Consider the following 25,132-nt stretch of genomic DNA (forward strand, 5'->3'; position numbering starts at 1 on the left):
TTATTTGGTGTGATAAAGTTGAGCGAAATAAACATCTTCCAGGTCGGGTTGGCGGAGGGCAAAGCCATTGCCGGGTTCATTCTCGGCGTAAACATGGATGCTTTGCCTGCCTGCGTGCAATTGTACCGATATCACCTGATACTGCTCGCGAAACGTGGGCAGATCCGCCCGGTCAATGGTTTGGCTCCATATGCGTCCTTCCAGCTGATTGATGAATGTATCGGGCTCACCGTAAGCTAAAAGGCTTCCCTTATTAATAATGGCCATTTGAGTGCATAGGTTGTGTACATCCTCAACCAGATGAGTCGAAAGAATGATGATCACCTGTTCGCCAATCTCACTAAGCAGATTATTGAACCGGTTACGTTCTTCGGGGTCGAGGCCTGCTGTAGGCTCGTCAACAATAATGATATGGGGATTGCCCAGCAAGGCCTGCGCAACGCCGAAACGCTGCCGCATCCCGCCCGAATAAGAACTTACCGCCTTATTACGATGTGCGTACAGATTGGTCTTTTCAAGCAGGGCCAATATTTGTTCCTTTCGTTCTTTGGCAGATGTAATGCCTTTTAAAACGGCCAGGTGTTCTAACAAATCGTAAGCGCTCACTTTAGGGTACACGCCAAAATCCTGCGGCAGATAGCCAAGGTGTTGTTTGATTAAAACAGGCTCTGCCACTACATCGGCACCGTTAAAAATGATCTGCCCGCTGTCGGGTTGTTGCAAGCCGGCAATGGTGCGCATTAGCGTCGACTTTCCGGCACCATTAGGGCCGAGCAGTCCAAAAATGCCGTTGCCAATCTCCAGCGAAATATTTTGCATGGCCTTTACGCCGTTGGCGTAAGTTTTAGTCAGCTTATCAATCTTTAAAGTATTCATCAGGTGTGTTTTTTAGACAATACAATTTCACACGTCCATTTCCGGGCGTTTTTAAGGGGCAATATTTAATGGTTTGTTAGTCTGCTCTGTACTCTAAAATATCGCCGGGCTGGCAATCAAGCGCTTTACAAATAGCTTCTAAGGTTTCAAAACGCATACCTTTAGCCTTCCCTGTTTTGAGGATAGATAAGTTGGCCTGGGTGATACCTAATATCTCTGCCAATTCCTTGCTTTGCATTTTACGCTTAGCCAGCATCACATCAACGTTTACAATTATCGGCATAGTTATATGTATAGGTCCTGTTCATTCTGCAAATTAAGTCCTTGTTTAAAAATTACGGCCATAAAATAAGCAAATATACCTACAACCGCATGCAGCAGAGTTAGCGCGATCAGCAGGTTCACCTCGTAGCTGTAAATGATATGCCCTATCAGAAAAGGCAGGGGCACCACAAAATTAAGAATGTAAAATAGTTGCAGTCGCTTTACGCCCTGCACGGTAAACAGTTTACTTTGCCTGAACGTGTTGAATATGTTACCAAGCAGCCAAAAGAAAAGACCGTATAGGCCGAGGAGTGCTACGAGTTCGAATTTATAATAAAAACGGACGTCATCGCCGATCAGGAAACGTGAATTTGTGAACGGATAATTGATAACGAAGCGCCTGCCGCCATCAATAACCTGGTATGCCGGAAGGCTGAGCACCATGCATAAAAGGCTATAGAAAGCGATGGTTAAATAAGGTATGGCAACTGCCCTTGATACGTAAAACAGGAACGCTGCTACAACTCGAACTCTTTTCATTTCTTAAATATTTACTGCAAATGTATATTTAATTATTGTAAAACAATAATTATTCAAGAAAAACACAGTTTACATATCAGTAAAGATGAGATTGCGCATATTTACGCATAAATGCCGATACTGTAGATATAAGCATAACAACTCCCAACCCTACCTAAACAACTTTCCCACAATAAACCAATGCATTTTACCGGTTTGGCATCGACCAAATGCCTGTTTGCATAATAGAATTTCGTGCCGGTAGTACCCAAACTACTTTTGTTCCTGGTTTTCGTGATCAGGTAATCCGGCATTTGAATTAATTCATTCAACTCTCCGGAACTACATGCAAACCGAGTTAACATCTATTTATTAATTATTATTTAAAAAGAATTAAAATGAAAAAGGCAACAACAATTTCGCTGATAACCTTCCTGGTAATGGGATTATTAGCGGCATGTTCTACACCATCGTATTTTGGGAAAACTTATTCGCCAACTCAAAATGTAGATGTTTATCTGGATAAGGCAGATGTAAAAAAGACCTACACTACAATGGGTTCTACCAAAATTGCCAAAGGCTTTAGCTCACTGGAATCCGCACAACAAAAGGTAATAGAGTTAGGAAAAGCTAAAGGCGCGGATGGCGTGATCATGAACCTGACCGAAGAAGTGGTAAGCACGCAGCAAACAGGTACCGGAGTAGTCACACAAACAAAAAAGAAAAACGTTATCGGTACGTCCAGTTCATCCACGATGGATGTTAAATCGAAAAAAATAACCGCTACCTTCATTAAATATGAATAAGGTACAGGTCTGGTCGGTATCTTAATTAATCGGGATTATATGTTTACTTCAGTGTTGAGATTTCTGAAAATTAATAGCAGGCGCTTATTGTTACTGACGGTGTTCTCGCTGTTCATTTACGGCTCGTTCTTTATGCTGTCCTATTTGGTAATCCCAGATAAAACGATGAAAAATTTCGCGGGACAGGGTGGCCTTGCCTTAAGCATATTGAGCTTTGTTACAGAATCCGTTATAACTCACTATGTATTGATATTTGTGGTGATACTGCCCACTATGCATGGGCAACGCCGTCGCCGAAATGCTTTGTTCATTACCCTGGCTCTTTTTCTTGTGAAGTTCGCAGTTAACTATGGTACGTATTTGTATGATAACAATAGGGATACCGTCAAGCTATCTGAAAGCTCGCTGGGATGGATACTGGTCATATCTTATGTATTTACACTGGTGAGCAGTCTTTCTGTAGCCCTGCTGGTTGAATGGGTAAACAAGAGTAAAGAGCGTATCCTATTGGAAAAGCAGAAAACCGAAGCCGAACTCAGCGCATTGAAGCACCAGATCAACCCTCATTTTTTATTCAACTCGTTGAGCTTTATTTATGGGAAGGTGATCAAGACGGATAGAGAAACAGCCGACTCAGTACTAATGCTGGCCAATATAATGCGGTACGCATTAGGTACGAGCGAAAGTGTTGATGGCAAGGTAAATATTATGGATGAACTTGAACACATGAAAAATGTGGTAGAAATTAACCAGCGTCGCCATAGCCATGACTTAAATATCCGTTATGAGGAACAGATAGACGACCAATCGATAAGCATACTGCCGCTGGTGCTCATCACATTGGTTGAGAACGCATTTAAACACGGCGACCTGCATGATCCGGATCATCCTTTGCTGATCAGTGTCAGTACCCGGGTGAACGAACTTACTTTTGACATTGAGAATAAAAAAGGAAAAGGAATTAAGGAACTTTCCAACGGCGTCGGCCTTCAAAATATACAACAGCAACTGAAGCTTACCTATGGTAGCCGATGTTCATTTGTGGTAAAGGAAACCGACGAGTTTTTCCGCGTAACTTTGAAAATAACATTTGCTGTATGATAGATTGCGTTATAATAGATGATGAACAGCACGCGATAGATCTGCTTGCTCAACATATAAGCCAGGTGCATTTTCTGCGCGTGGTTGGTACAGCCACCAACCCGGTAAAAGGGCTGGCAATGATCACAGATCTTAAGCCGGGTCTGGTATTTTTAGATGTACAGATGCCGCACATTACCGGGATAGAAATGCTGAAACTGATCAGTAAAGACAGCCATATCATCATGACCACCGCGTACAAGGAATACGCGCTGGAAGGTTTTGAACATGCCGTGGTAGACTATCTGCTAAAGCCGATTCCCTTTCTTCGTTTTTTGAAAGCGGTTAACCGCTTATGGACCATACATAACAGCCTCCGGCCGGCAGCGGAACAAGATCATTATGTGTTTGTAAAAACGGAACAGAAGGGCAAACTACTGAAGATTGACTCCCGCAGGATCAGTTATATTGAAGGCCTGAGTAACTACGCGATCATTCATACAGACGATCAGAAAAAGATCATCACCTATCTAAAACTAAAAGAGCTTTCGGAACATCTATCTGCCAGGGGTTTTGTACGGATCCATAAGTCATTCATTATTTCGCTCAGTCATTTAACCGCGGTTGAGGGAAACATGGTGCGAATACTTAACGAAGAGCAACCCATTTCCATAGGCGACGCTTATAAGAAGGATTTTTTTGATTTCATTAACACTAAAATGCTATCCCTGCCACCGGATAGTTCGATCAATTAACATAGCAATTTCACACGTGGCACAGCGTATCGCTGAACGGCCGGGCGGTATGTAAAACTCAGCCTATAGCTGCGACAACAACACTAAATCAATTTTAAAGATCAATCAGTTTTTGCTTGCTATTAAAGCAGATTGGCCGTGCTGTGCCCGGTTATGAGCACACGATCAGGTAAGAATTACATCAACAGACAACAATTAAAACAAATAGAAAATGAAAAACAACACAAGCGAATATCGCACATTCAAAAGTATCAGCCTGAAGGGAATATTTATAATTCTCTTATTATCATTATTCGTAATGCAGGCTTCAGCGCAAAAATCACTGGTAACCAGTGCGCTTTCAAAATATGGTCTAGATCAGTCTTTTTTAGACGCTGCAAACCTGAGGGCACCCGTTGACCACGCTTTTGACCTGAAGGAATCGACCACGGTTGCCGGTAAAACAAAGGTGATACTGGCCAAATTTGAGCCGTCGGCAACAGAGCACGAGCGGTGGAAAGTAGTGTCAGTGGATGGAAAATCACCCTCTTTGTATGAAACCAATACCTTTCGTAATGCCAGGGCAAAACCACCGGTAGACAAGCCCGACGAAACGACTTACAAGATAGACAGCGAAACCACGGATCAAATGGTTATCAGCTATAAAATGGATGCTGCATCGATCCCAAAGGAAGCATCATTTTTGAAAGATTGCCGTGTGATTCTATCCATTGATTTAAAAAACAAACAACTGACGCAACTGCAACTATTAAATGAAAAGCCGGTTAAGATAGGGCCGCTTACTGCTAACAAGTTTGAAATAGTAACGAAGTATTTCTACGATAAGTTGACCAAGCGTTACTTCCCGTTAAATGATAACGTACACATGGATGCCGCATTTTTAGGAAAAACTGTGACTACACAGATAGAAACCGTTTATTCTAATTATACCAAAGGTCGCTAAACAATCATAATTATACTAAAAACGGTTCCAAATGCATCAATCATGCAGATGGAACCGTTTTTAATTTCCCGATGTTCAATATTCCAAAATATAGATCTTTTGCTTATCATAATCCCAAACCGTTTTATATTGTGAGAAGAAACGATAACCAATATCCAACAGATTTGGCTCGGTAATACCTAATTCTCTTCTTACTACCTGAGTATCATCTAAATCAGCTAATTCCACTCCTTTTAAAGCAGTTTTAAATTTCCCTTCGATAATAATATTTTTAACACTCAACAAGGTATCGCCGCCGCTGTCTGTACCGGAATACATAACGGAGCCCCGGCTTTTAAGTGCCTTAGCGGAAGGAAGATCCAATTGTAATAAGCCATTCTGGCCTGTGTCAAACGCGCCTAAAATAGCTATCCCATCTATCTTTATTTTAACAAGCGGATGATTCGCTAATTTCCTGATCTCAAAATCAATAACAGCCAATACCTTCTCATTTGCTAAAAAATCTTTGGAAATACTACGTTCGGGCGAGTTTTTATAAAACGTGACCTTTCTGTGGAGGTAATCTAATTTAAAAAGATAGTCTTTAAAAAATTGATGACCGATATAGCCGAGAAAGTCGGGTGCGATGTGCTTTTGTAAAAAACCATAATTTCCACTATTGATCTTTTCCAGGTTGCGATAAGTTATACCATTGGTGAACCTGATCTCCCGGATGGTATCATTTATACTGGTTTTGAAAGACTGGCCGCTGGCTACTACACCGGTACCTTTCATTCTCTTATCAGGCAGATTGACGAAATTATCATTAATGGTAATGGATGTTCCAAACCCTGTATCGAACATGAATTTGCCTGTTACGCCATTAACTGTTGCTGAAATGAAAGGATAAGCATTGATGAGGGTGATTGGAAACACCACAATATCACCATGCAGTTCCGGTGTTTTTTCAAATACCTGGGCTTTTACCGGGAATACTGAATAACAGGTCAATAAAATGATCAACCCAAAAGATAATTTGAAACGTGGCATTTATATAAATGATTTAGATAGCTTTCGATCTTTGTTTTTCATAATCGATCTTCCCGTAATCTCCATTATAAAAATCCCGGTAGGCATTGGCAATATCCAGCTTGGAATTCATTACGAAAGGTCCCTCTGCAAAAATGGGTTCCTGGTAAGTATCGCCGCCGAACAATAAAACATCACAGGCTTCGGGATTTTTATTGTGTATTTCTATATTTCCTTCTTTTCTGTCGAATTCGATGAAGTCACCATCATTAAAATTTTCATCGTTGATAGTGGCAGACATGGTGGGCAAATAAGCCGCCACCTCCAGCTTCTCCGCAAAGTCAATAGTGAAAACTGCACCAGGCTCCAGCTGGATATGATAAAGGAATTGTTCCGAATAGTTAGGTATCACCGAGGATAGATCTTCAAATGTGCCGGCAATTACTTTGATCCATCCTTTGCCGTCCGGCAAGGCTTTGTAGGGCACTTCATTACCTTCAATGGCTAAATACTCCGGCTTTTCAGCTTTGATCTTCGCCGGCAGATTGATCCAGAATTGAAAGGCATGTACCAGTTTTGAGTCTGTACGAGAATCATAATTCAGCGTTTCATCGTGAATGATACCGTTACCGGCCTTCATCCATTGAACCCCTCCCGAGTGTACTTTGGCGTAATTCCCGGCACTGTCGAAGTGCTCATCTTCGCCATTCAGTATGTATGTTAATGTGGCGATGCCCCGGTGCGGGTGCGCGCCTGTACCTTCTTTATTGACAGTAGTTTGAATAGTAGGAACCACATGGTCCAAAAATACAAACGGACCCACCGCATCGGCATACCTGTTGGCCAGTAAACGGTATATTTTCAGATCGCCTATATCGGCCCTCTGTCCCTGGGTGGAAAAACTGCTTTTCTTTTTCATAATTAATAAATTTCTGTTGTATTAAATTACCGGGTGGCTATCTGCCGTTTTTCTAATTTGTGGGATCACCTTCGAACCAATCAGTTCAATAGCCTGCATTGTCTGCTGGTGAGTAAGGCCGGCAATATCCATCTGGAACATAAAACGGTCTATTCCCCCGAGCGATTCGCTATGTCGCAATAGCTTTTTAGCGACCGTTTCCGGCCCACCAACCATAAGGACACCTTTTTCAGATACCAGATCGTCGAACTGGCTTTTTGTAACAGGTGGCCAGCCACGTTCGCGACCTATTTTGGTCCACGATTCTTTATAGCCCGGATAATAGTCATTAATCGCTGCCTGATCATCCACACCCACATAGCCCGGTGAATGTAGCCCCACCTTCAACTCATCCGGTTTAAAACCGGCTTCGGCTCCTGATTTTCTATAAAGGTCCACCAGCGGCCGAAAGCGCTCGGTTTCACCACCAATAACAGCCACCATTAAAGGTAGCCCCAACATACCGGCACGAACAAATGATTGAGGCGTTCCGCCAACGCCAACCCAAACAGGTAACTTCTCCTGAAGCGGGCGCGGATAAACCGGCTGATTGATCAGCTCCGGTCTGAACTTACCTTTCCAGGTAACAAACTCCTCGTCACGGATCTGCAAAAGCAATTTCAATTTCTCCTTAAACAGGGCATCATAATCATTCAGGTTATACCCGAACAGCGGAAATGCTTCTACAGAGGAACCCCTGCCTGCCACGATCTCCGCACGTCCTTTGGAAATGATATCCAGTGTTGCGAATTGCTGAAATACCCTGACAGGATCAGAAGCGCTCAATACCGTCACCGCGCTCATCAGCCTGATCCTTTTGGTACGGGCTGCGGCAGCTGCCAGTATCACCGCCGGAGCAGAATCCAGAAATTCTTTTTTATGATGTTCACCAATGCCAAAAACATCCAGTCCGGCCGTATCCGCCGCGACAATTCTATCCAGCAGCTGCTCCATCGTATCAACACTGCTCAGCCCATTGCTGCTGTACATTGCCGAAGCAAAACTGTCTATACCTATTTCCATTTTATCCTTTTTTGCTCTTTTGGTTAATGATAAAAGGTCGTATGGTCCCTTTTAATGTATAAAAACTACCGTCGGGCAGGGTCGCGTTACTGTAAAGTATTCCATTCTCATGGTCTTCAACGTGAGTTACTGTCGCACCTGTGGCTTCCTTCCAGGCAACCATGTACACCTCCGGCCGCACCTCGCTGATCGCTATGTGCACGGTCTCTGTATGACCTGGTTCTGCCGGCCCGGCGCCATCTGTGATCTTGAAGGTAAGTGAATCATCCGACTCGAAAAACAGTTCCGATTTGAATGCGCCCAGATCAGCCAGAAACTTTTTGCCTGTTAAATTATTTTTCATTTTCCGGAGTTAATATATTGAATGAAGTCATCGGATTCCCACTTGCCGTTTTTTCGGCAGGTACTTCTGACTGTACCACATCCCAGTGTTCTGCTATCTTGCCGTTCTCGAACCTGAAGATATCTACAACGATCAATGGCGATGGCCCCCAACCATGCACCTGACTATGCGCTAAAACAAGGTTATTTGATTCAATGAAGATACCGGGTTCCCACCGGAAGCCCGGCTCTATATATTCCAGGATGTCCCTCAACCCTTGATGACCGTTGATCATCGATGGATTGTGCTGTACATAGTTTTCGTGCCAGTAACGTTCAATCGCGTTAATATCCCGGTCAACAAAAAACTCTTTCATTGCCTTCAATACAATTTCTTTATTCGTCATATATATGGTTATATAATTGGTGCTCTTAAATTAATGTTGCTCTTTTTGATAGGGAGATACCCGTATTTTCTTATTTATCAAGAAATACGTAGAGTGACTTGATTTTCCCGTTTTCGAAAAGCGCGATATCCATTCCGGTGGCAACGGGTGTCTGTCCGGTCGGGCCCGCTCCCCAAATCAGCCTGCCAATGCTGTTATTGATGATCACCGGTTTGACTTGGGTAAACACAAAATTGGAGGGCAGTACCTTTTGTGTGGTTGATACGCTATCATTGATCGCAGCCCAACCGGTTACCTGATCTCCAACGTGATTAAGCGTGGCGGTCGCACTGTAAATTTTTTCGATAGCCTTTAATCTGAGGGCCGGATCTCTTTCATTCCAAACCTGATTAAGATTATCTTCCATCATAATGGCTGCTTCGTCGGTCATATTGTATTAGTTAAGTTGATTTTTGTAATTGGATAAAGAGCAGCATCCCGAATTATTTAGGATGCTGCTTTCCTTTTAATTATTGGGCTGGTACAGGGGTAGCCAATAGCTGCAATTCCCATGCATAGGCTACGCCACTTGCACCGGCATGCTCCATCATCAAACCAGCTGCCTGGCCTGCAGTTTCGGTACGGGCCCAGTCGCGTTGCCATTCAGAAGCAACTGCCAGCCAATTGATCGGCGTAATACCGTGTGCCTCCATACGGCGAACGGCCATATCGTGCGCTTCTTTTGATACCGAACCAGAGGCATCTGTTACCACAAATACATCATAGCCCTCACCTGCTGCCTGGATCGCCGGCATAGCCACACAAACCTCAGTCCACAAACCTGCTATGATCAGCTGTTTGCGGCCGCTTGCTGCTACAACATCGGTAACGGCCGGATCCTGCCAGGTATTAATGAAAGTACGATTGATAGGCTTTTGCTCAGGGAAAACGTCCTGGATCTGTTTAATAAGCAATCCGCCGCGTTCTTCAATAACTGTTGTGAGAATGGTAGGTACATTAAAAATTTTAGCGGCTTTGGAAAGACCTGTCACGGCGTTAATGATCATTGTTGGTTCGTGGCTGTTCAGGTTCATAAACTGGAACGGCTGATGATCGATCAAAACTAAAATACTGTTTTCCGGAGTCAGCAGGGCCTCAAGGCCTCTTTTTACATTTTTTGACATGTTTTTGATAGCTATATATTAATGGATAATTGTGAATTGCGATAAAGCAAATTTCACGATCCTGACAGACCGGAAAGATGATATTTGTAGTAAAAAACAGTAGATAAATGTCTACGAAACACTCAGAGGCTGCTCATTAGATACAAGCGTCATATTTGTTAAACACCAATATTCCAACTATTTAACTTATTCGTGCACCACCCCTACCCGAAAGACTGTGCTTTTAATCTTATATTTGTATCACCATCAACAGTGTTTAATAATTTAAAAGATACGAGAGGCTTACATGTACAATGCTTTTTTTGAATACCTGAAAAAATTCAGCCCTGAGCCGCTTTCTGAAGAAGAAAAGGCAGTGATCAGGCAGACATTTATTCCGTTCAAATTAAGGAAAAGACAATTTTTGTTACAGGCCGGCGATCAGTGTAAGTATTTCGCTTTTATAATAAAAGGTGCTATGCGAATGTATTCGGTTGATGAGAGAGGCATTGAACACATTGTACGGCTGGGTATTGAAGAATGGTGGATGGGCGACCGCGAAAGTTTTGCTGAGCTTACGCCAAGCCGCTACAATATAGACGCATGGGAGCACTGCGAACTGCTTTGTGTTACCAGGGAAAGCACCCTCGAACTGCAGGATAAGGTACCCGCGTTCCGTGAAATGAAAATGAGGCTTGACGAGCGCAACATGATGGCCAATAACCGTCGTCTTACCTCCACTATAAGTTCATTAGCTGATAAGCGTTATACCGATTTTGTAGAATGTTATCCTGACCTTCTTAATCGTTTTCCGCAACACATCATCGCGTCCTATCTCGGTATTAATAAGGATACGCTAAGCCGTGTCAAACGTCAGCACAATCTGAAATAAAGCATTTCCCTTTCTTGGCAGATCAAAATAGTGGGCTATTATCTATATTTTTTGCTACAAATATCATCTTCGAGCCTCCGGAACGGGAAAAATTTCAGCAGATCACGGCCCGGCCGTTTTTTTACCAAATGGTAAATGAGGTGCACTTAATTATGCCGAAATTTAACTTATGAAAGAGTTCGTTGAATACATATTAAAGTTTGGAAACCTGAACAAGCAACAAACAGATTTTATTATCAGCAAAGCAAAAACGCTTGACCTGCACAAAGAAGAGTATTTTTCGGAAGCCGGAAAGATTCCGCGATATGTAGGGTTTCTACTCGATGGTGTAGTTCGTTTTTGCTATTACAACAACAAAGGCGAAGAGATCACACATCACTTCATCGATGAGAACAATTTTGTTTCGGACCAGCAAAAGTTTGAGGCACAGGTAGTGGCTTCTGAGTATATACAGGCAGTAACCGACTGCAAATTGCTTATTTTCACTAAAAAAGATTGGGACGACATCGGAAATACCATTGTTGGCTGGGACGCCATTACAGGCCTGATATTAAAAAATTGCCTGTTAAAAACTATCGAAAGAAGGAGCCCGCTGGTTTCAGAAGATGCTACCACCAGATACTTATCGTTCATTGAAAATTTCCCTTCGCTAATGAATCGTATCCCGCTTTCTCAAATCGCTTCTTACCTCGGTATCACACAACAATCATTGAGCAGGATAAGGAAAAATATCCGTTAACATCACTTTTTACCAAATGGTAAATGTTTTCATTTTTTTGATACCAACATTTGTATCATTATTTAAACAGAAAGAAAATGAGCAAAAAAGTTGTTTTAATTACAGGAACAAATAGTGGTTTTGGTTGGCTAACCGCGCATTCCGTTGCAGCTTTGGGGCATAAAGTTTATGCAACCATAAGAGATACCCAAGGTAAGAATGCCGATCAGGCAAAAGCATTAGCACAGGTAGAAAATATTACTGTACTGGATGTTTCATTAACTGATGAAACAAGTGTAAAGAATGCTATCGATACCATTATCGCGAAAGAAGGAACGATCGATGTATTGGTAAACAATGCTGGTGCCGTGATATTTGGCGTGGCTGAAGGTTCAACTACTGACGATGTACAGCGTTTGTTAGATATTAACGTTATAGCGCCATGGCGATTGATCAAACTGGTATTACCTTTTATGCGTAAACAGTCGGAAGGTTTGATCATTAATGTTTCGAGCGGTTGGGGAAGATTCGCCGCCCCTTTTACAGTAGTGTACGGCGCTTCAAAGTTTGCTTTGGAAGGTTTAAGTGAAGGTTTGCATTATGAAGTACGCCCATTAGGGGTTGATGTCGCTATTGTTCAACCGGGCGCTTTCCCTACCGAAATGTCACAAAAGGTCCAGGCCGGTTCTGATGCATCAGTTGCTGATGAGTATACAGCTATTGCTGATGTTCCAAATAAATTATTCGCAGCTATTGGCCAAATATTTGAAACCGCGAAGCCTGATGCGCAGGAAGTTGCGGATGCCATAGTAAACCTAATCAATTTGCCGAAAGGTCAAAGGCCATTACGAACAGTTGTTGACTCCTCCACAGGTGATATCACTAAAAGAGCCAACGATGCAGTTAAGGTTGAATTCGAAAATGTTTTAACAGCATACGGAATGAGCGAGCTATTAGCTTAAACATTAATCATTATGTAAATAGAACTGCCCCAAATGCCTTGGTTATGCATTTGGGGCAGTTTTATTTTAATGGTGTGCTTTCCCACTTATTTATCACACGGGTTCACTGCCAATCTCAGGAACACCCCGAACGTTGTTCGTCATTATCGTTTAGCGATTTTATATAAATTACCGTTATCGGTCGCGGCATAAATAGCACCATCTTTACCAGTGGCTATGCAGCGCCAGCGTTCATTTTTATCGGCTAACAGGCGCTCCTCGCCAACTACTTTGTTGTCTTTGATAACCAGGCGGATAATGTGTAAACCGCTTAACGCACCCACAAAGAGATTATTCTTCCACTCGGCGATATTTCCGGTATAAAACATCATGCAGCCCGGCGATATCACAGGATCCCAGTAATAAACGGGTTGCACTGTGCCTTCTTTTTGCTGGATGCCATCGTAAACTTTTTCGCCGCTGTACTCAATACCATAGGTAACATATGGCCAGCCATAGTTTGCGCCGGGCTTGATCAGGTTAACCTCATCTCCCCCGCGCGGCCCGAATTCGCTCTCCCATAAATCTCCCGTAAGCGGGTTGATGGCCAGTCCGTCGGGGTTACGAAAACCCAGGGCATAGATCTCGGGTTTGGCATCAGCCTTACCAACAAAGGGATTATCCGATACCGGTTTACCCTCTTTGGTGATATGGATGATCTTGCCGGTGGTCGCGCTCAGGTCCTGCGCTTTTACACGAATGTCTTTAGCGCTGCGGTCACCGGAACTAACGAAGAGGTTTCCGTTCTTATCAAATACAATGCGCGAGCCAAACTGGCCGCTTCCTTTATAACGTGGGCTGGCTTCAAAAATCACTTTTACATCTTCCAGTTTGGTTTCATCGGCAGATAGTTTGCCTTTGGCCACGGCAAGCGCGGCACCTTCACCGGGTTGGGCGTAGGTCCAGTAAACCATACGGTTTTTTGTAAACTCTGGATCAATGTTAATATCCAGCAATCCACCCTGTCCCTGAAATTGAACCTCCGGAAAACCGGTGATATTTTTTACGATTTTACCACTGGTATTAACAATTTGTATGGTGCCCGGCTTACTGCTGATCAGTAAGCGGCCGTCGGGCAAAACATGCATTCCCCACGGACCTTTCAGTTCACTGCTGATGAGTGTAACGGTATAAAGTGTTTTTGTTTTGAGACTTCCGATACGGGTCTGTCCCGCGAAAGCGGGTTTGTAATCGCTGTTGGCTTTGTTCTTTTCTACAGGTTCGCCGGTTTGAGCCATACCTGCTGTACTAATTACTGAAAGGACAATGCCTAAGCTTAATGATCTGTAAAATTTTGACAACATGATCTTTTGGGTTAATGCCCTTAATGACAACATTTCCGGTGATATGTTTTATAACAACAGTTTTATTACAGTTGCCGGGGATTCCGCGAAAATATCAACAATAAATACTATGTTTAGTTAAAGAAAACTTTACAAGAACTACAGTAGAACAGATTTAATTTCCCTATTGATTATTTTATAACACAGTTGAAAAAAAAAGCATATTATTTTTTCAGTTCCACTATCAGCACCTGCTCTTACGCCACACTGCTGAACTTATTATTGTTATTGCCTGTTTTCGCATTCGCTCAATTACAGGAGCAATTGGGTGCGCCCAAAATTATTCATTATGACCGTTCCGATTATAATGCCTATAATCAAAATTGGGCTATTGCGCAGGATGAGCAGGGCATCATGTATTTTGCTAATTCAAAGGGCCTGTTATTGTATAATGGCAATCAATGGCAAATCAGTGAACTCCCCTTGGGACAGGTAGTTCGTACCGTGGCTATTGACCCAGAGGGGCGCATTTATACAGGTGGCTATGCCGAGATTGGTTATTGGGAAAAATCGCTCTACGGTAAACTCAAATATCATTCTTATGCGGATAGTGTACATAACCGTGCTTTTAAGCAGGAAGAGATTTGGCATGTGATTACGGTTGGTAATGGCGAAATCTATTTTCAGTCGCTCAGTACCATTTACCATCTTAAGAATAATGCGGTTGAGGTGGTGAGTTCACAACACCCGTTTGAAAATATAAAATTAGTCAACGGTGTCGTTTATGCGATGTCGACGGACGGGCTGTTCGAGATTCGTAATAACAAATTGTCTCTTGTACCCGGCAGTACATCAATAAGCAAAGAGGGTATTGACGATATGGTGCCGTATGCGCTTAACCAGCTACTGCTATGCTCATCAACAAGCAAATTATTTATTTATGACAATAAAACTTTCAAACCATTTGCATCTGAAGCCCAATCATTCCTGACCGGCAACCCGGTGCTTAACATTTTACGAATAGCAGAAAATAGGTTTGCGTTCAGCACGCTGCAAAACGGTGTAATTGTTACCGACGGTTTTGGAAAAATAATATACCACTTCAGCAAAAATACAGGCTTGGCAAGCAATAGCGCACTGGCCCTGCTTACCGATAAAAAAGGTAATTTATGGGTTGGCCTCGATGGTGGCGTAAGCCAGGTACTGTTGCAATCGCCGTTTTTGCATCATAAAGATGGCGAAGGAAAATTCGGCGTGGTGAACAGTGCTGCATTTTACCGGGAAAAACTTTACCTGGCAACCGCAAACGGCCTTTTCTATCTTAATTCGCCCGAAAGCAAAGTTTATGAAAAATTGAAGCAATTCGCAGGTCCTGTACAGAGCGTTGAAACCATTGATGACCATTTATTTTTAAGTACCACGACAGGAACCTACACGATCTATAATGATGTAGTGAGCAAAATCTCCAATGTCATCATCGGATGGTGCATAAGACCAATCCCGGGTAAGCCGGATTACGTTATTGAAGGTTCCTATAACGGCTTAACCATTTATCATAAAGCAGCCAACGGCAAATGGCAATTGCATGCTACTATACCGCTTCGTCAATGGCTCCCCTCCAAGGATGTCGTAGTAGACGATCAGGGTATAGTATGGGTAAAACATTTGTACTATGGCATCTTTAAAATCAAATTGAGCAATGACCTTAAAAGTACTGTTAGTGTTCAGGTTTTGGGAAAGCATTCGGGCTTGCCTGCTTCAGGCAAACTTAATCTGTTCAGATATAAAAACACCATTCGTATAACAGGCACCAAGGGTATTTTTTATGAAGATACACCCGGCCATTTCAAACCAGATATTCAGCTCAAACAAAAGCTGGGTGATTATTTTTTCGCCAAACGCATTATTGCCGATTATGACCCCGAATGGTGGATCATTAATGATGACAACTCGATATCTCACCTCAAATGGATACCTGATGGGAAACCCGATATCAAACGTTTTGGCCAAAGGAATTTTTACCTTTTAAACGATTTTGAACATATCCGTAAACTGCGGTCGTTATATTTATTTTGTACAGAGGACGGCTTCAGCATGTATAATTCGCAGCAACCTGTTTCTTTTACTGATGTAAGCGCGCCTATTATTAACGAGGTAAATGTGCTTAATGGCGGCAATCCCGTACCGGTGGCCCAGGTTAAGGCATCAGGGGAAATTATCCAATTACCATACAGGCTGAATAACCTGAGCATATCATGGGGCATGCCTGAATATGACTCGCGTAAAATGTACAGCTACCGTGTAAACGGTATGCCGGGCTATGAAGAATGGAGCCGGTGGTCGGCTGCTTACCAAAAGCAATTCGATAACATGCCGGCAGGCCGGTATACTTTCCAGGTACGGTCAGACATCAGCGACAAAATTACCTCATTAAGCTTTGTTATTTTATCCCCGTGGTATTTTACCCTGTGGGCCAAAATACTTTACATACTTATTTTGGCGGGCTTGCTGTACTTACTATACAGGGCACATCGAAGGCGATTGGTGCAACAACGGTTAAGGCTTGAGGCGCATACGGAACAGCTTGTACAGCAGCAGCGAAAAGACAATCAGCACGAATTGATGACTGCCCAGCAGCAAAAGCTTACACAGGAAGTATTACTAAAAAGTGAACACCTTGCCAACTCATCTATCAACCTGATTGAAAAAAAAGCGGTATTAAATAAAATAAAGAAAGCGTTGGCCGATATAAAGGATGAGGCGGGACCAGGTTTTCCCGTAAATAAGTATAACAGACTCATTAAAATGATCAATAACCATACAGGAAATGACAATGACCTTAAGTTATTTGAAGAGAGCTTTGACCAGATCCATGACGAGTTTTTTAAAAAGCTGTTAAAAGAATATCCCGACCTTGCCCCACCCGATTTAAAGCTTGCCGCTTACCTAAAAATGAACCTGACCACCAAAGAGATCGCTCCTCTTTTAAACATTACACTGCGTGGTGTTGAGGTAAAACGGTATCGCCTGCGCAAAAGATTAAAGCTCAGCAGCGATCAGAACCTGATTGAGTTTATGATGAATATTTAATTACCATTAATTTTTCTGCAATTGTTTTAAATATCATTTTTCATTTTTAAAACACTGATAATAAATATTTTATGATTTTTTGAAGTAGTATTGATGTATTCTTTTTCTGCAAAACAGATGCGTTGAAGTATTAAAGTATGGGCTGGCTAATTGCAGGTAAAACAATTAAGCAAGGTAGATTAGCGGAAACGAACTATTTCTAATTAACTGACTAAATCAAGCTCCTGTGAAGAAAACTTTACTTCTCTTAATCAAACAGTATTTCTTTATCCTGCTGTTTATGTGCATCGGCAGCCAACTGATGGCCCAGCAGGCGATTTTCAAAAATGGCGTGCTTTCCGGTGTGGTGAACGTGAAGATTGCTCCCCAATCCGTAAACAAGCTTTCTTCAAAATTAAAGACCATGACCGCCAAAAGCGGCGTGCTCCGTACAGGCATAACTTCAATAGATGTCGCGGTGCAACCGTTTAATGCCATTACCATGCAACGCGTATTCCCGTACGATGCCAAACATGAAGAGCAATTGGAGCGGCATGGCCTACATTTATGGTACAAAATCACGGTGAACCCCAATGCCGATGTAAAGCAGGTTGCCGCCGCTTTAAGCAAGCTTACTGAAGTAATTGTTGCGCAACCCATTTATAAAAAAACCATGAATGACGGTTACAGGAGCGCCGCGGCTAAAGTAGTTAACCCGGCAAGTTTTCCGGGCGCTTTAAAAGCTGCCGCATTTCCAAACGACCCGTATTTCAACCAGCAGTGGGATCTTAACAACACAGGCCAGCATGGCGGCCTCGCAGGTGCCGATATCAATATGCTGAAAGCTTGGGAAATAGAAAAAGGCAATCCGAATGTCATCGTCTCTGTGCATGATGTGGGCATGGATATAAAGCATGAAGACCTTAAAGCCAATATCTGGATAAACGAGGCCGAAGCTAATGGTAAACCGGGTGTCGACGATGACCAGAATGGCTACGTTGATGATATAAACGGATATAACTTTTCAAAAAACAGCGGAAAAATTGATCCGGATGAACACGCTACCCATGTTGCAGGTACGATAGCCGCTATCAACAACAATGGTATAGGTATAGCCGGTATTGCAGGCGGAACAGGCAAAGGCGATGGCGTAAAGATCATGTCGCTTAAAATACTGGAAGGCGCATCAGAAGAAGATGTGGCCTTATCCTACATCTACGCCGCTAACAATGGCGCTGTAATTTCTCAAAACAGCTGGGGTTTTACTTCGCCGGGTGTTGATGAGCAAATTATTCATGAAGCCATTAAATATTTTGTGTCTGAGGCAGGGCGTTTACCTGGCAGCCCTATGCGCGGCGGTATTGTGCTCTTTGCGGCAGGCAATGCCGACGCCGATGGTGATTGGTATCCCGGTTATTATGACGAAGTTGTAGCCGTATCGTCCCTGAGCAATCAAAACACGCGTGCTTACTATTCAAACTATGGTTCATGGGTTGATATTGCCGCGCCGGGTGGCGATCAGTCAATCGCTGCCGAAGATGGCACTTTGAGTACCCTGCCCAACAACCGTTACGGTTATTTGCAGGGCACTTCAATGGCTTGTCCGCATGTATCAGGTATAGCAGCATTGATCGCATCCAAATTCGGAGGACCGGGTTTTACGGCAGATAAGTTAAAAATGCAGTTATTGACAGGCATTCATAATATTGATGCTCTCAATCCCGATTATGCAGGTAAACTGGGTGCAGGTTATGCCGATAGCTGGCTGGCCCTGCAAACCAACAAATTTGCCAAACCAGCACAGGTTAAAGATTTGAAGGTATTGAGCGCCGCTCAGGACAACATTAAGCTGGGCTGGAAAGTCCCTGCCGATGCCGATGACCTCTTCCCGGCTAAATTATACCTGTACTATTCAACCGAACCTATTACAACTGATAACATAGCGAAAGCAACTGTTATTGAATTACGCAACTGGGAGGCAGCAGGTGCCGATGTAGAAGCTATAGTACCTAAATTAAAACCACTAACCAAATATTACTTCGTAACGCGTTCTGCCGATAGATGGAACAATTTTTCGGATTTGTCGAACGCAGTATCGGCAAGTACAAGCGACGGCCCTGTCATCACGCAGAATAAAGCTTCGTTTGATTTTGCAATAGACGCTAATACCAATAAAACATTAACCACGACCGATAATTTTAACATTACCAACATTGGCAAAGGCTTGCTTACCTGGAATGCTTTCCAGCGGCAAAAGGGGGCTACTCTGGAGTATTTCAGGGCGAAGCTTAAATATCCTGTGATCAACAGTGTAGGAGCCCATCAGCATAAAACAATTAAAACGAGCGTTAAGGCGGTTCGCAATATTATCCAGCCAAAAGCTTCGGCATTTGTGAGCCAGGAACTTTTTTATTCGGATTTCCCTACCAATGTGATCGGCGAGGACGATTTAAAATTGACCAACTCTTCGGCTACCAAATTTTTGGTTAACAGTCCGGATGGCTTTAATTTAACCAATATTACCGCATTCTTAAATGTGAATGACAGCCACGGCCCTGTAATTGTTGAGGTATATAAAGGCGGCGATAAGCCGGTGAGCGAAAACCTGCTTTACGCGCAGGAATTTCATGTATGGTCTACCAAAATGGACTACTATTCCATCAAGTTAGATGAACAATTACCATTTGCGTCGGGCGAATCATTTTGGGTGGTAATTCATACCCCTGCGGGTAACAAATACCCTTTGGGCATGGGCTACCTGAATGATAATGCCACTCCCGAAAACTACCTGCTGATGAGTTTTGATTTAGGGAGCACCTGGACAACGCTTGCCAGCAATATCAATTCGCACGGCTTCGGGTGGAATGTGATCGCGCAAAGTTTTGAAGCATCTACCGGCGATTTTATCACGCTTGAACCGGCATCGGGCGAAAACGAAGCAGGCACCAGCACCAGTGTAAACGTAAATGTTAATGCGGCTACCTTAGCAAACGGCAGTTATTCTAATGTGATCATCACCAGCAGTAACGATGCCGCCCATAAAGAGCTACGTATACCAGTAACTTTAAACGTGAGTAATCGCAAAGCGGTTTTAAACTCGGCAGATATAGTTGACTTGGGCACCGTGTTTTTAGGCAAAGAAAAAATTGCAGCCATCAACATTGAAAACTCGGGCTATGGCAATTTCATTGTAGCCAACGTGAGTTCATCAAACACCGATTTTTCAGCAGAGAACCCCGGCCGGATCCCGGCACGAGGCGAGGCATTGTTAAACATTATCTATAAACCTACTAAAAAAGGCGAGGCCAGCAGCGTAATTACGCTTACAGATAACCAGGGAACCAGACACCTTATCAATTTATTTGCCGTTGCAGCGCAACCGGCAATCGTGAAGATTGACCCAACGGAAAGAAATTTTGAATTGAATATAGGCGATACCGCTTCAGCATCGTTCACAATTAAGAACGCCGGCAGCTTCCCGCTAAAATATGTGGCGCCCAAGTTTTCTAACAAGCAGTTGGAAGGGGTTGATTTCAGCAAGATTAGCACTTATGGTTACAGTTATAAAATAACTACAGGCACTGATTATAATTGGACGGAAATAAGCGCGAGCGGCAAGGATATAACGGACGTTTTTAAACCGGTTAACACTTATTTTTACCCGGCTGATCTTGGCTTTTCCATCAACGTTTTTGGGCATAAGTTGAGCAAGGTGTACATTACCCCTGCCGGTGCCATAACGTTCGATGATCAGGCTAATTTGGGTAATACCAGTACGCCCGGCGTAAAAGAGGACTGGATGCCGAATGGCTATTTTGCGGCCACATATTTGCTGCCCGATCTGCAAAAAGGCGGTCATATTTACTTTAAAAGAGAGGCAGACAGGTTTATTGTAGAATATAAGAACGTTGTATCTATTTACGCCTCAGATGCATCGCAGGTGATGACCTATCAGATCGTGATCAGGGATAATGGTGATGTACAATATTTATATAATGACATTGAAGCATCGGGCCTTAAAGATCTGATATTCATTGCGGCCGAAGGTTTTGACCGTACCGATGCATTGGCCATTCAGGATAACAGTAACCAGCTTAACCTTACGGATAAAACAGCCATTAATATAACCAGTCCCGGTGATGAGATCTTCACCTCCATGACTAATGCCGATGGCCTGGTATTGTTCAACGACAGCAAGGAGTTGCAATTGACACTTAATACAGACAGTTTAAGTGAAGGTAAACACACTCAAAATTTATCTATACTCACCAATGATCCGTTTATACCGGTTGCGCATTTAACAATTAATGTAAATATAAAAGGCGGCGGTTTGGCAAAACTCAGTGTTGACAGAAGTGAAGTAGATTTTGGCAGCGTTTTGCAAGGCGATACAGCTACACAAACAGTAGCCTTGGTTAATAATGGATCAGGCGCTATTGTAATAAATTCGGTGTCGCTTAACAAAACAAGTTTTAAATTCACAGGACAAAAAAGCTTTACACTGAAGCCAAAAAGCACCGCTTTTTTTGATATCGATATCAACTCATCCCAAAAACCGGGTGATTATGCAGATACGCTGACTTTTACTCCCGCCACTGGCAAAGCTTTAACTGTAGCGTTAAAAGCAACCATCACCCCTGCCCCGGCCATCTTAGTTGACCGTACCGCCATAAAAGAAAGCATTGCCGCAGGTGTAGTTAAGGAGCGTGATTTTGTGATTGATAATACAGCAGGTAAAGCAGCCCTTGATGTAGTACCATCATCGGCACATTGGCTAAGCCTGTATGATAAGAACGACACCAACAGTAAAATAGCTTATAGCTGGGCCGATAGTAAGAAAGCTGACGGACCGCAATTTGAATGGATAGACATTATTAAATCAGGTGTGAGGGTAGCCTACGCGGCTTCCGAAACATCAAAAGAGATTGAGCTGCCATTTGAATTTACATATTATGGCAAAAAATACAATAAGCTGAATATAGGAAAATCAATAGGCGCGGTATCATTCACCAATAGCATTCCTAATATGGTGTTTACGCCGGAAATTCCTAATACCAGGGCCCCCAACGCGCTGCTCGCTCCGTTCTTTGAGTCGGGCTATGTAGACATTCAACGCAATGACCCAGCTGTGTCGGGTATATTTTATCAGTTTTTTAATGATCGTGTAGTGATCGCTTACGAAAATTACACCTCTCTATTTGCATTTGCGGGTGGCGATATCTCCTTCCAGATCATCCTTTTCAAAAATGGAACGGTAAAATTTCAATATAACCATGTAGGGACTGATTTTGCTACCCAGGCCTGGATCAAACGCCCCGGCGTAGGTATCGAAAACGAAACAGGTGCAGAAGGGATCCAGATCTCGAAATTCCAGTCATATATAGAGGATAAGCTGGCTATCGTATTTACGCCATCGTACAAGTTCAGCATCCCGCAGGGCCAGGCAAAAACGTATGCTCTTAAATTTGATGCTACTACGCTAAGCGGAGGCGATTATCATTCGAACCTGATATTGCAAAACAATACGCCATCGGCAAAAAGCGTGTCAATACCTGTTTCACTCTCAGTTAAAGGCACACCTCAAATAACCGTTGCCGATACAATTGATATGGGTGCCGTGATCATTACCGGCAATAATACAACCAGTATTAATTATTTTAATATTAGCAATAACGGTTCGGCAACGCTGAATATCAAAAGTATGGCCTTCACCAACGCGAAAGGCCTTTCATTAGAATATGGCAAAATCAATTCTACTTTCTTTGGTACCGATACCGTATGGACGGCAGTTAATAAAATATTCCCGGCAAACTCCATTGATGTGCCGCCTTTTGGCAACGGTATGTTCAGGATAATTGAAGATGTTACCGCACCGGCAACCTATAATACCGAATTAAAAATTACCAGCAATGCCGCTGCTACCACATCGGTTAAAGTAGTTGGCACCGTGGTTTACCCACCGCTGATGTCAGTTTACGAAAGGGCCATACATACGCAGGCGAATGATTCAACAGCTGTTATTACCAAATCATTCACTATTGATAATACTAAAGGCCGGTCAGCATTGAACTATGGCCTTAACATTCAGTACCAACGCGGCGACGATAAATTAACCGGCAATGTTCTATCCGTATCAGCATCTAAAAGAGTCAAAACTACCTCCAAAGCTAAAATAGGGGGCAAAAAATTGGCTGCTGTAAAAGCGCTTCCGCATACTGTGGCTAACGGCGCTACTATTAACTCAAGCGTATTGGAACATGATAATGCAACCAGTGCCACTAATTTAATTGGTACGGGCGAAGGTTCGGCATTTTCAGCTGCTACCGCGTTCACTGCCGGAAGCGATGGGTTTAATCTTTCGGAAGTAAAAGTGTATATGGCGGCCGGTGAGATGGCTTCGGCACCGGTTACCATAGATGTTTTGGTAGGCAACGACCCATTGCATGCTAAAAAACTACACTCCGAGCGCTTTTACGTGATGCGTAATACGCCTGATACCGCAGGTGCTTACGAAACATTCAAGCTTTCTACGGTTAAACAGATCTACCCGAACGAAAAATTTTTTGTGGTGGTCAACTATCCTATCGGTTTAGGGTATCCGCAGGGCGTGGCAACTATTCCTGCCGGTTTACCGCAAACCTTCTTCTTTTTTGATGAGTACAGTGCTTCATGGATCGACCTCAGCACCATTGATGATTTTAAAAGTGTTTCTTTTATGGTGAAAGCGGTGGAAGATGTGCATAACAGCCTTTCGTGGGTGAGCTTGCCGGGTGCTGCAACAGGAAAAATAGCAGCCGGTTCAAAAACCGATATCGCGGTAAAATTCACGGCCGCCTACGCGTCCAAACCTGATAACAACGCGCAAGTAATGATCAACAGCAACGATCCCGACCATAAAACAGATTCGGTTGCATTGTCACTGCACCTTAACCAGGGTCCTGTATTCGTTAAAATACCGGCTGGCAATCAGATTTACATTAGGGAAAACACTGATACCACAGTAATTATAAAGGCTACAGATGCCGAAAAAGATGCCATTACGTACAGCGTTGAAAATGCACCGCAATGGGTGATCAGCAAAGCTGATACGGCGCTTCACCTTAACTTAAAACCTGGTTATAATGATGCTGGCAGCTATACTGTTAATATTAAAGCGGTTGATGCTTATAAACACGCAAGCACTTACGAATTTAAGGTAGATGTGCAAAATACAAACAGGCCCCCGTTAGCGGTAGCAACACAAACGCTTACACTTATAAATGGCAATATTTTTCATGCGAAGCAAGCCGATTATTTTACTGATGCAGACGGCGACGCACTTACTTACAGTTTTATCACATCGGATGCAGGCGCCATACAGGTAACAGCAGCCGGCGATGAATTTCTGCTGAACCCTTTAAAAACCGGGCCGGTTACGGTAAACATAATTGCCGATGACAAGCATGGCGGCAATGACACGCTAATGCTGAATGTAACCATCAAAAATAATTCGGCACCGGTGCTGGCTGCCTCGCCCGGTACCATTGTGGTAAATATATCGGGAGGCGTGCGCACACTTAACCTGAACGATTACTTTACCGACCCTGATAAGGATACGCTGACCTATGTATCTATTGTAGATAACAGTTCTATTGCAACTGTAAATACCGAGCAAAATCAATTGTTGATCACTCCTTTTAAAGTTGGCGATGCCAGTATCAGTGTAACTGCCGACGATAAATTAGGTGGCAAGGTCAGCTCGTCGATCGTATTGAAGGTGGTTACCGACAATGACGAAAGCCTGCGCTGCTATCCAAACCCGGTACAAACCCTTACCACTATTGATTATTTGTTACCGGTTAACGGCCATGTTTTACTGCGTGTATTTGATGCATCGGGTAAACTGATCAAAAACTTAGTTGACAGTAAGCAGGATATTGGCAAGCACTCCATCACGTTTGACATGTCGGGCATGAGTTCGGGCATATATTTCTACAACCTGTCTATCGATGAAAAAACAGGCATAACCAAAAAGATCATTAAGCTATAAAATTTACAACACAGGGAGCACTGTATTACGGTGTTCCC

20 protein-coding genes are annotated in these 25,132 nt (G+C 43.1%); 9 read left to right on the top strand and 11 right to left on the bottom strand.

What is annotated here, in order from left to right:
- The 3 genes from ABD894_RS04080 to ABD894_RS04090 form a co-directional block, all read right to left on the bottom strand.
- Complete coding sequence (locus ABD894_RS04080; RefSeq protein WP_345209717.1) at positions 1-876, bottom strand: ABC transporter ATP-binding protein; 876 nt, start codon at positions 874-876, stop codon at positions 1-3.
- Positions 877-952: 76 nt separating this feature from the next.
- Positions 953-1,159, bottom strand: a complete 207-nt coding sequence (locus ABD894_RS04085; RefSeq protein ID WP_172335923.1) for a helix-turn-helix domain-containing protein — start codon at positions 1,157-1,159, stop codon at positions 953-955.
- A gap of 2 nt (positions 1,160-1,161) precedes the next feature.
- Entirely contained in the window at positions 1,162-1,680 is a 519-nt protein-coding gene (locus ABD894_RS04090; protein ID WP_345209718.1) for a DUF2975 domain-containing protein, read from the bottom strand.
- A 377-nt stretch (positions 1,681-2,057) separates the two neighbouring features.
- On the opposite strand from ABD894_RS04090, the gene ABD894_RS04095 reads away from it, so the two are divergent.
- The 4 genes from ABD894_RS04095 (at position 2,058) to ABD894_RS04110 (ending at position 5,243) form a co-directional block, all read left to right on the top strand.
- The gene (locus tag ABD894_RS04095; protein ID WP_345209719.1) at positions 2,058-2,465 is read left to right on the top strand and encodes a hypothetical protein; all 408 of its coding nucleotides are present in this window, start codon (positions 2,058-2,060) and stop codon (positions 2,463-2,465) included.
- Between the two features lie 165 nt (positions 2,466-2,630).
- A complete protein-coding gene (locus ABD894_RS04100; protein ID WP_345209720.1) occupies positions 2,631-3,566 on the top strand; it encodes a sensor histidine kinase in 936 nt (311 codons plus the stop codon).
- Positions 3,563-4,300, top strand: coding sequence for a LytR/AlgR family response regulator transcription factor (locus ABD894_RS04105; protein WP_345209721.1), 738 nt, complete (start codon positions 3,563-3,565; stop codon positions 4,298-4,300). Before ABD894_RS04100 ends, ABD894_RS04105 begins: the two co-directional genes overlap by 4 nt.
- A gap of 211 nt (positions 4,301-4,511) precedes the next feature.
- Positions 4,512-5,243: a hypothetical protein gene (locus ABD894_RS04110; RefSeq protein ID WP_345209722.1), complete on the top strand. Its 732-nt coding sequence runs from the start codon at positions 4,512-4,514 to the stop codon at positions 5,241-5,243.
- 75 nt (positions 5,244-5,318) lie between these two features.
- On the opposite strand, the gene ABD894_RS04115 is transcribed toward ABD894_RS04110, so the two are convergent.
- The 7 genes from ABD894_RS04115 to ABD894_RS04145 all read right to left on the bottom strand — a co-directional run bounded on the left by ABD894_RS04115 (position 5,319) and on the right by ABD894_RS04145 (position 10,123).
- Positions 5,319-6,272 carry a pepsin/retropepsin-like aspartic protease family protein gene (locus tag ABD894_RS04115; protein WP_345209723.1) on the bottom strand — a complete coding sequence of 318 codons (954 nt, stop codon included), beginning with the start codon at positions 6,270-6,272 and terminating at the stop codon, positions 5,319-5,321.
- Between the two features lie 13 nt (positions 6,273-6,285).
- On the bottom strand, positions 6,286-7,170 hold the full coding sequence (locus ABD894_RS04120) for a pirin family protein (protein ID WP_345209724.1): 885 nt from the start codon (positions 7,168-7,170) through the stop codon (positions 6,286-6,288).
- A gap of 21 nt (positions 7,171-7,191) precedes the next feature.
- A complete protein-coding gene (locus ABD894_RS04125; protein ID WP_345209725.1) occupies positions 7,192-8,232 on the bottom strand; it encodes an Atu2307/SP_0267 family LLM class monooxygenase in 1,041 nt (346 codons plus the stop codon).
- Position 8,233: 1 nt separating this feature from the next.
- Positions 8,234-8,575 (bottom strand): MoaF-related domain-containing protein, encoded by a 342-nt coding sequence (locus ABD894_RS04130; protein ID WP_345209726.1) that lies wholly within the window; start codon positions 8,573-8,575, stop codon positions 8,234-8,236.
- A complete protein-coding gene (locus ABD894_RS04135; RefSeq protein ID WP_345209727.1) occupies positions 8,565-8,960 on the bottom strand; it encodes a nuclear transport factor 2 family protein in 396 nt (131 codons plus the stop codon). The genes ABD894_RS04130 and ABD894_RS04135 overlap by 11 nt, the downstream gene beginning before the upstream one ends.
- A 70-nt stretch (positions 8,961-9,030) precedes the next feature.
- Positions 9,031-9,390: a nuclear transport factor 2 family protein gene (locus tag ABD894_RS04140; protein WP_345209728.1), complete on the bottom strand. Its 360-nt coding sequence runs from the start codon at positions 9,388-9,390 to the stop codon at positions 9,031-9,033.
- Positions 9,391-9,469: 79 nt separating this feature from the next.
- Positions 9,470-10,123 (bottom strand): hydrolase, encoded by a 654-nt coding sequence (locus ABD894_RS04145; RefSeq protein ID WP_345209729.1) that lies wholly within the window; start codon positions 10,121-10,123, stop codon positions 9,470-9,472.
- A gap of 286 nt (positions 10,124-10,409) precedes the next feature.
- On the opposite strand from ABD894_RS04145, the gene ABD894_RS04150 reads away from it, so the two are divergent.
- The 3 genes from ABD894_RS04150 (at position 10,410) to ABD894_RS04160 (ending at position 12,674) form a co-directional block, all read left to right on the top strand.
- Positions 10,410-10,994, top strand: coding sequence for a Crp/Fnr family transcriptional regulator (locus ABD894_RS04150; RefSeq protein ID WP_345209730.1), 585 nt, complete (start codon positions 10,410-10,412; stop codon positions 10,992-10,994).
- 169 nt (positions 10,995-11,163) lie between these two features.
- Complete coding sequence (locus ABD894_RS04155) at positions 11,164-11,733, top strand: Crp/Fnr family transcriptional regulator (RefSeq protein ID WP_345209731.1); 570 nt, start codon at positions 11,164-11,166, stop codon at positions 11,731-11,733.
- Between the two features lie 77 nt (positions 11,734-11,810).
- Positions 11,811-12,674, top strand: coding sequence for an SDR family oxidoreductase (locus ABD894_RS04160; RefSeq protein WP_345209732.1), 864 nt, complete (start codon positions 11,811-11,813; stop codon positions 12,672-12,674).
- A 143-nt stretch (positions 12,675-12,817) separates the two neighbouring features.
- On the opposite strand, the gene ABD894_RS04165 is transcribed toward ABD894_RS04160, so the two are convergent.
- Positions 12,818-14,017, bottom strand: a complete 1,200-nt coding sequence (locus tag ABD894_RS04165; protein ID WP_345209733.1) for a PQQ-dependent sugar dehydrogenase — start codon at positions 14,015-14,017, stop codon at positions 12,818-12,820.
- Between the two features lie 186 nt (positions 14,018-14,203).
- On the opposite strand from ABD894_RS04165, the gene ABD894_RS04170 reads away from it, so the two are divergent.
- Positions 14,204-17,086 carry a two-component regulator propeller domain-containing protein gene (locus ABD894_RS04170; RefSeq protein ID WP_345209734.1) on the top strand — a complete coding sequence of 961 codons (2,883 nt, stop codon included), beginning with the start codon at positions 14,204-14,206 and terminating at the stop codon, positions 17,084-17,086.
- Between the two features lie 280 nt (positions 17,087-17,366).
- Positions 17,367-25,094 (top strand): S8 family serine peptidase, encoded by a 7,728-nt coding sequence (locus tag ABD894_RS04175; protein WP_345209735.1) that lies wholly within the window; start codon positions 17,367-17,369, stop codon positions 25,092-25,094.
- Positions 25,095-25,132 lie beyond the last annotated feature (38 nt).

Origin of the sequence: Mucilaginibacter gynuensis, assembly GCF_039541195.1 — a bacterium.
Classification (GTDB): domain Bacteria; phylum Bacteroidota; class Bacteroidia; order Sphingobacteriales; family Sphingobacteriaceae; genus Mucilaginibacter; species Mucilaginibacter gynuensis.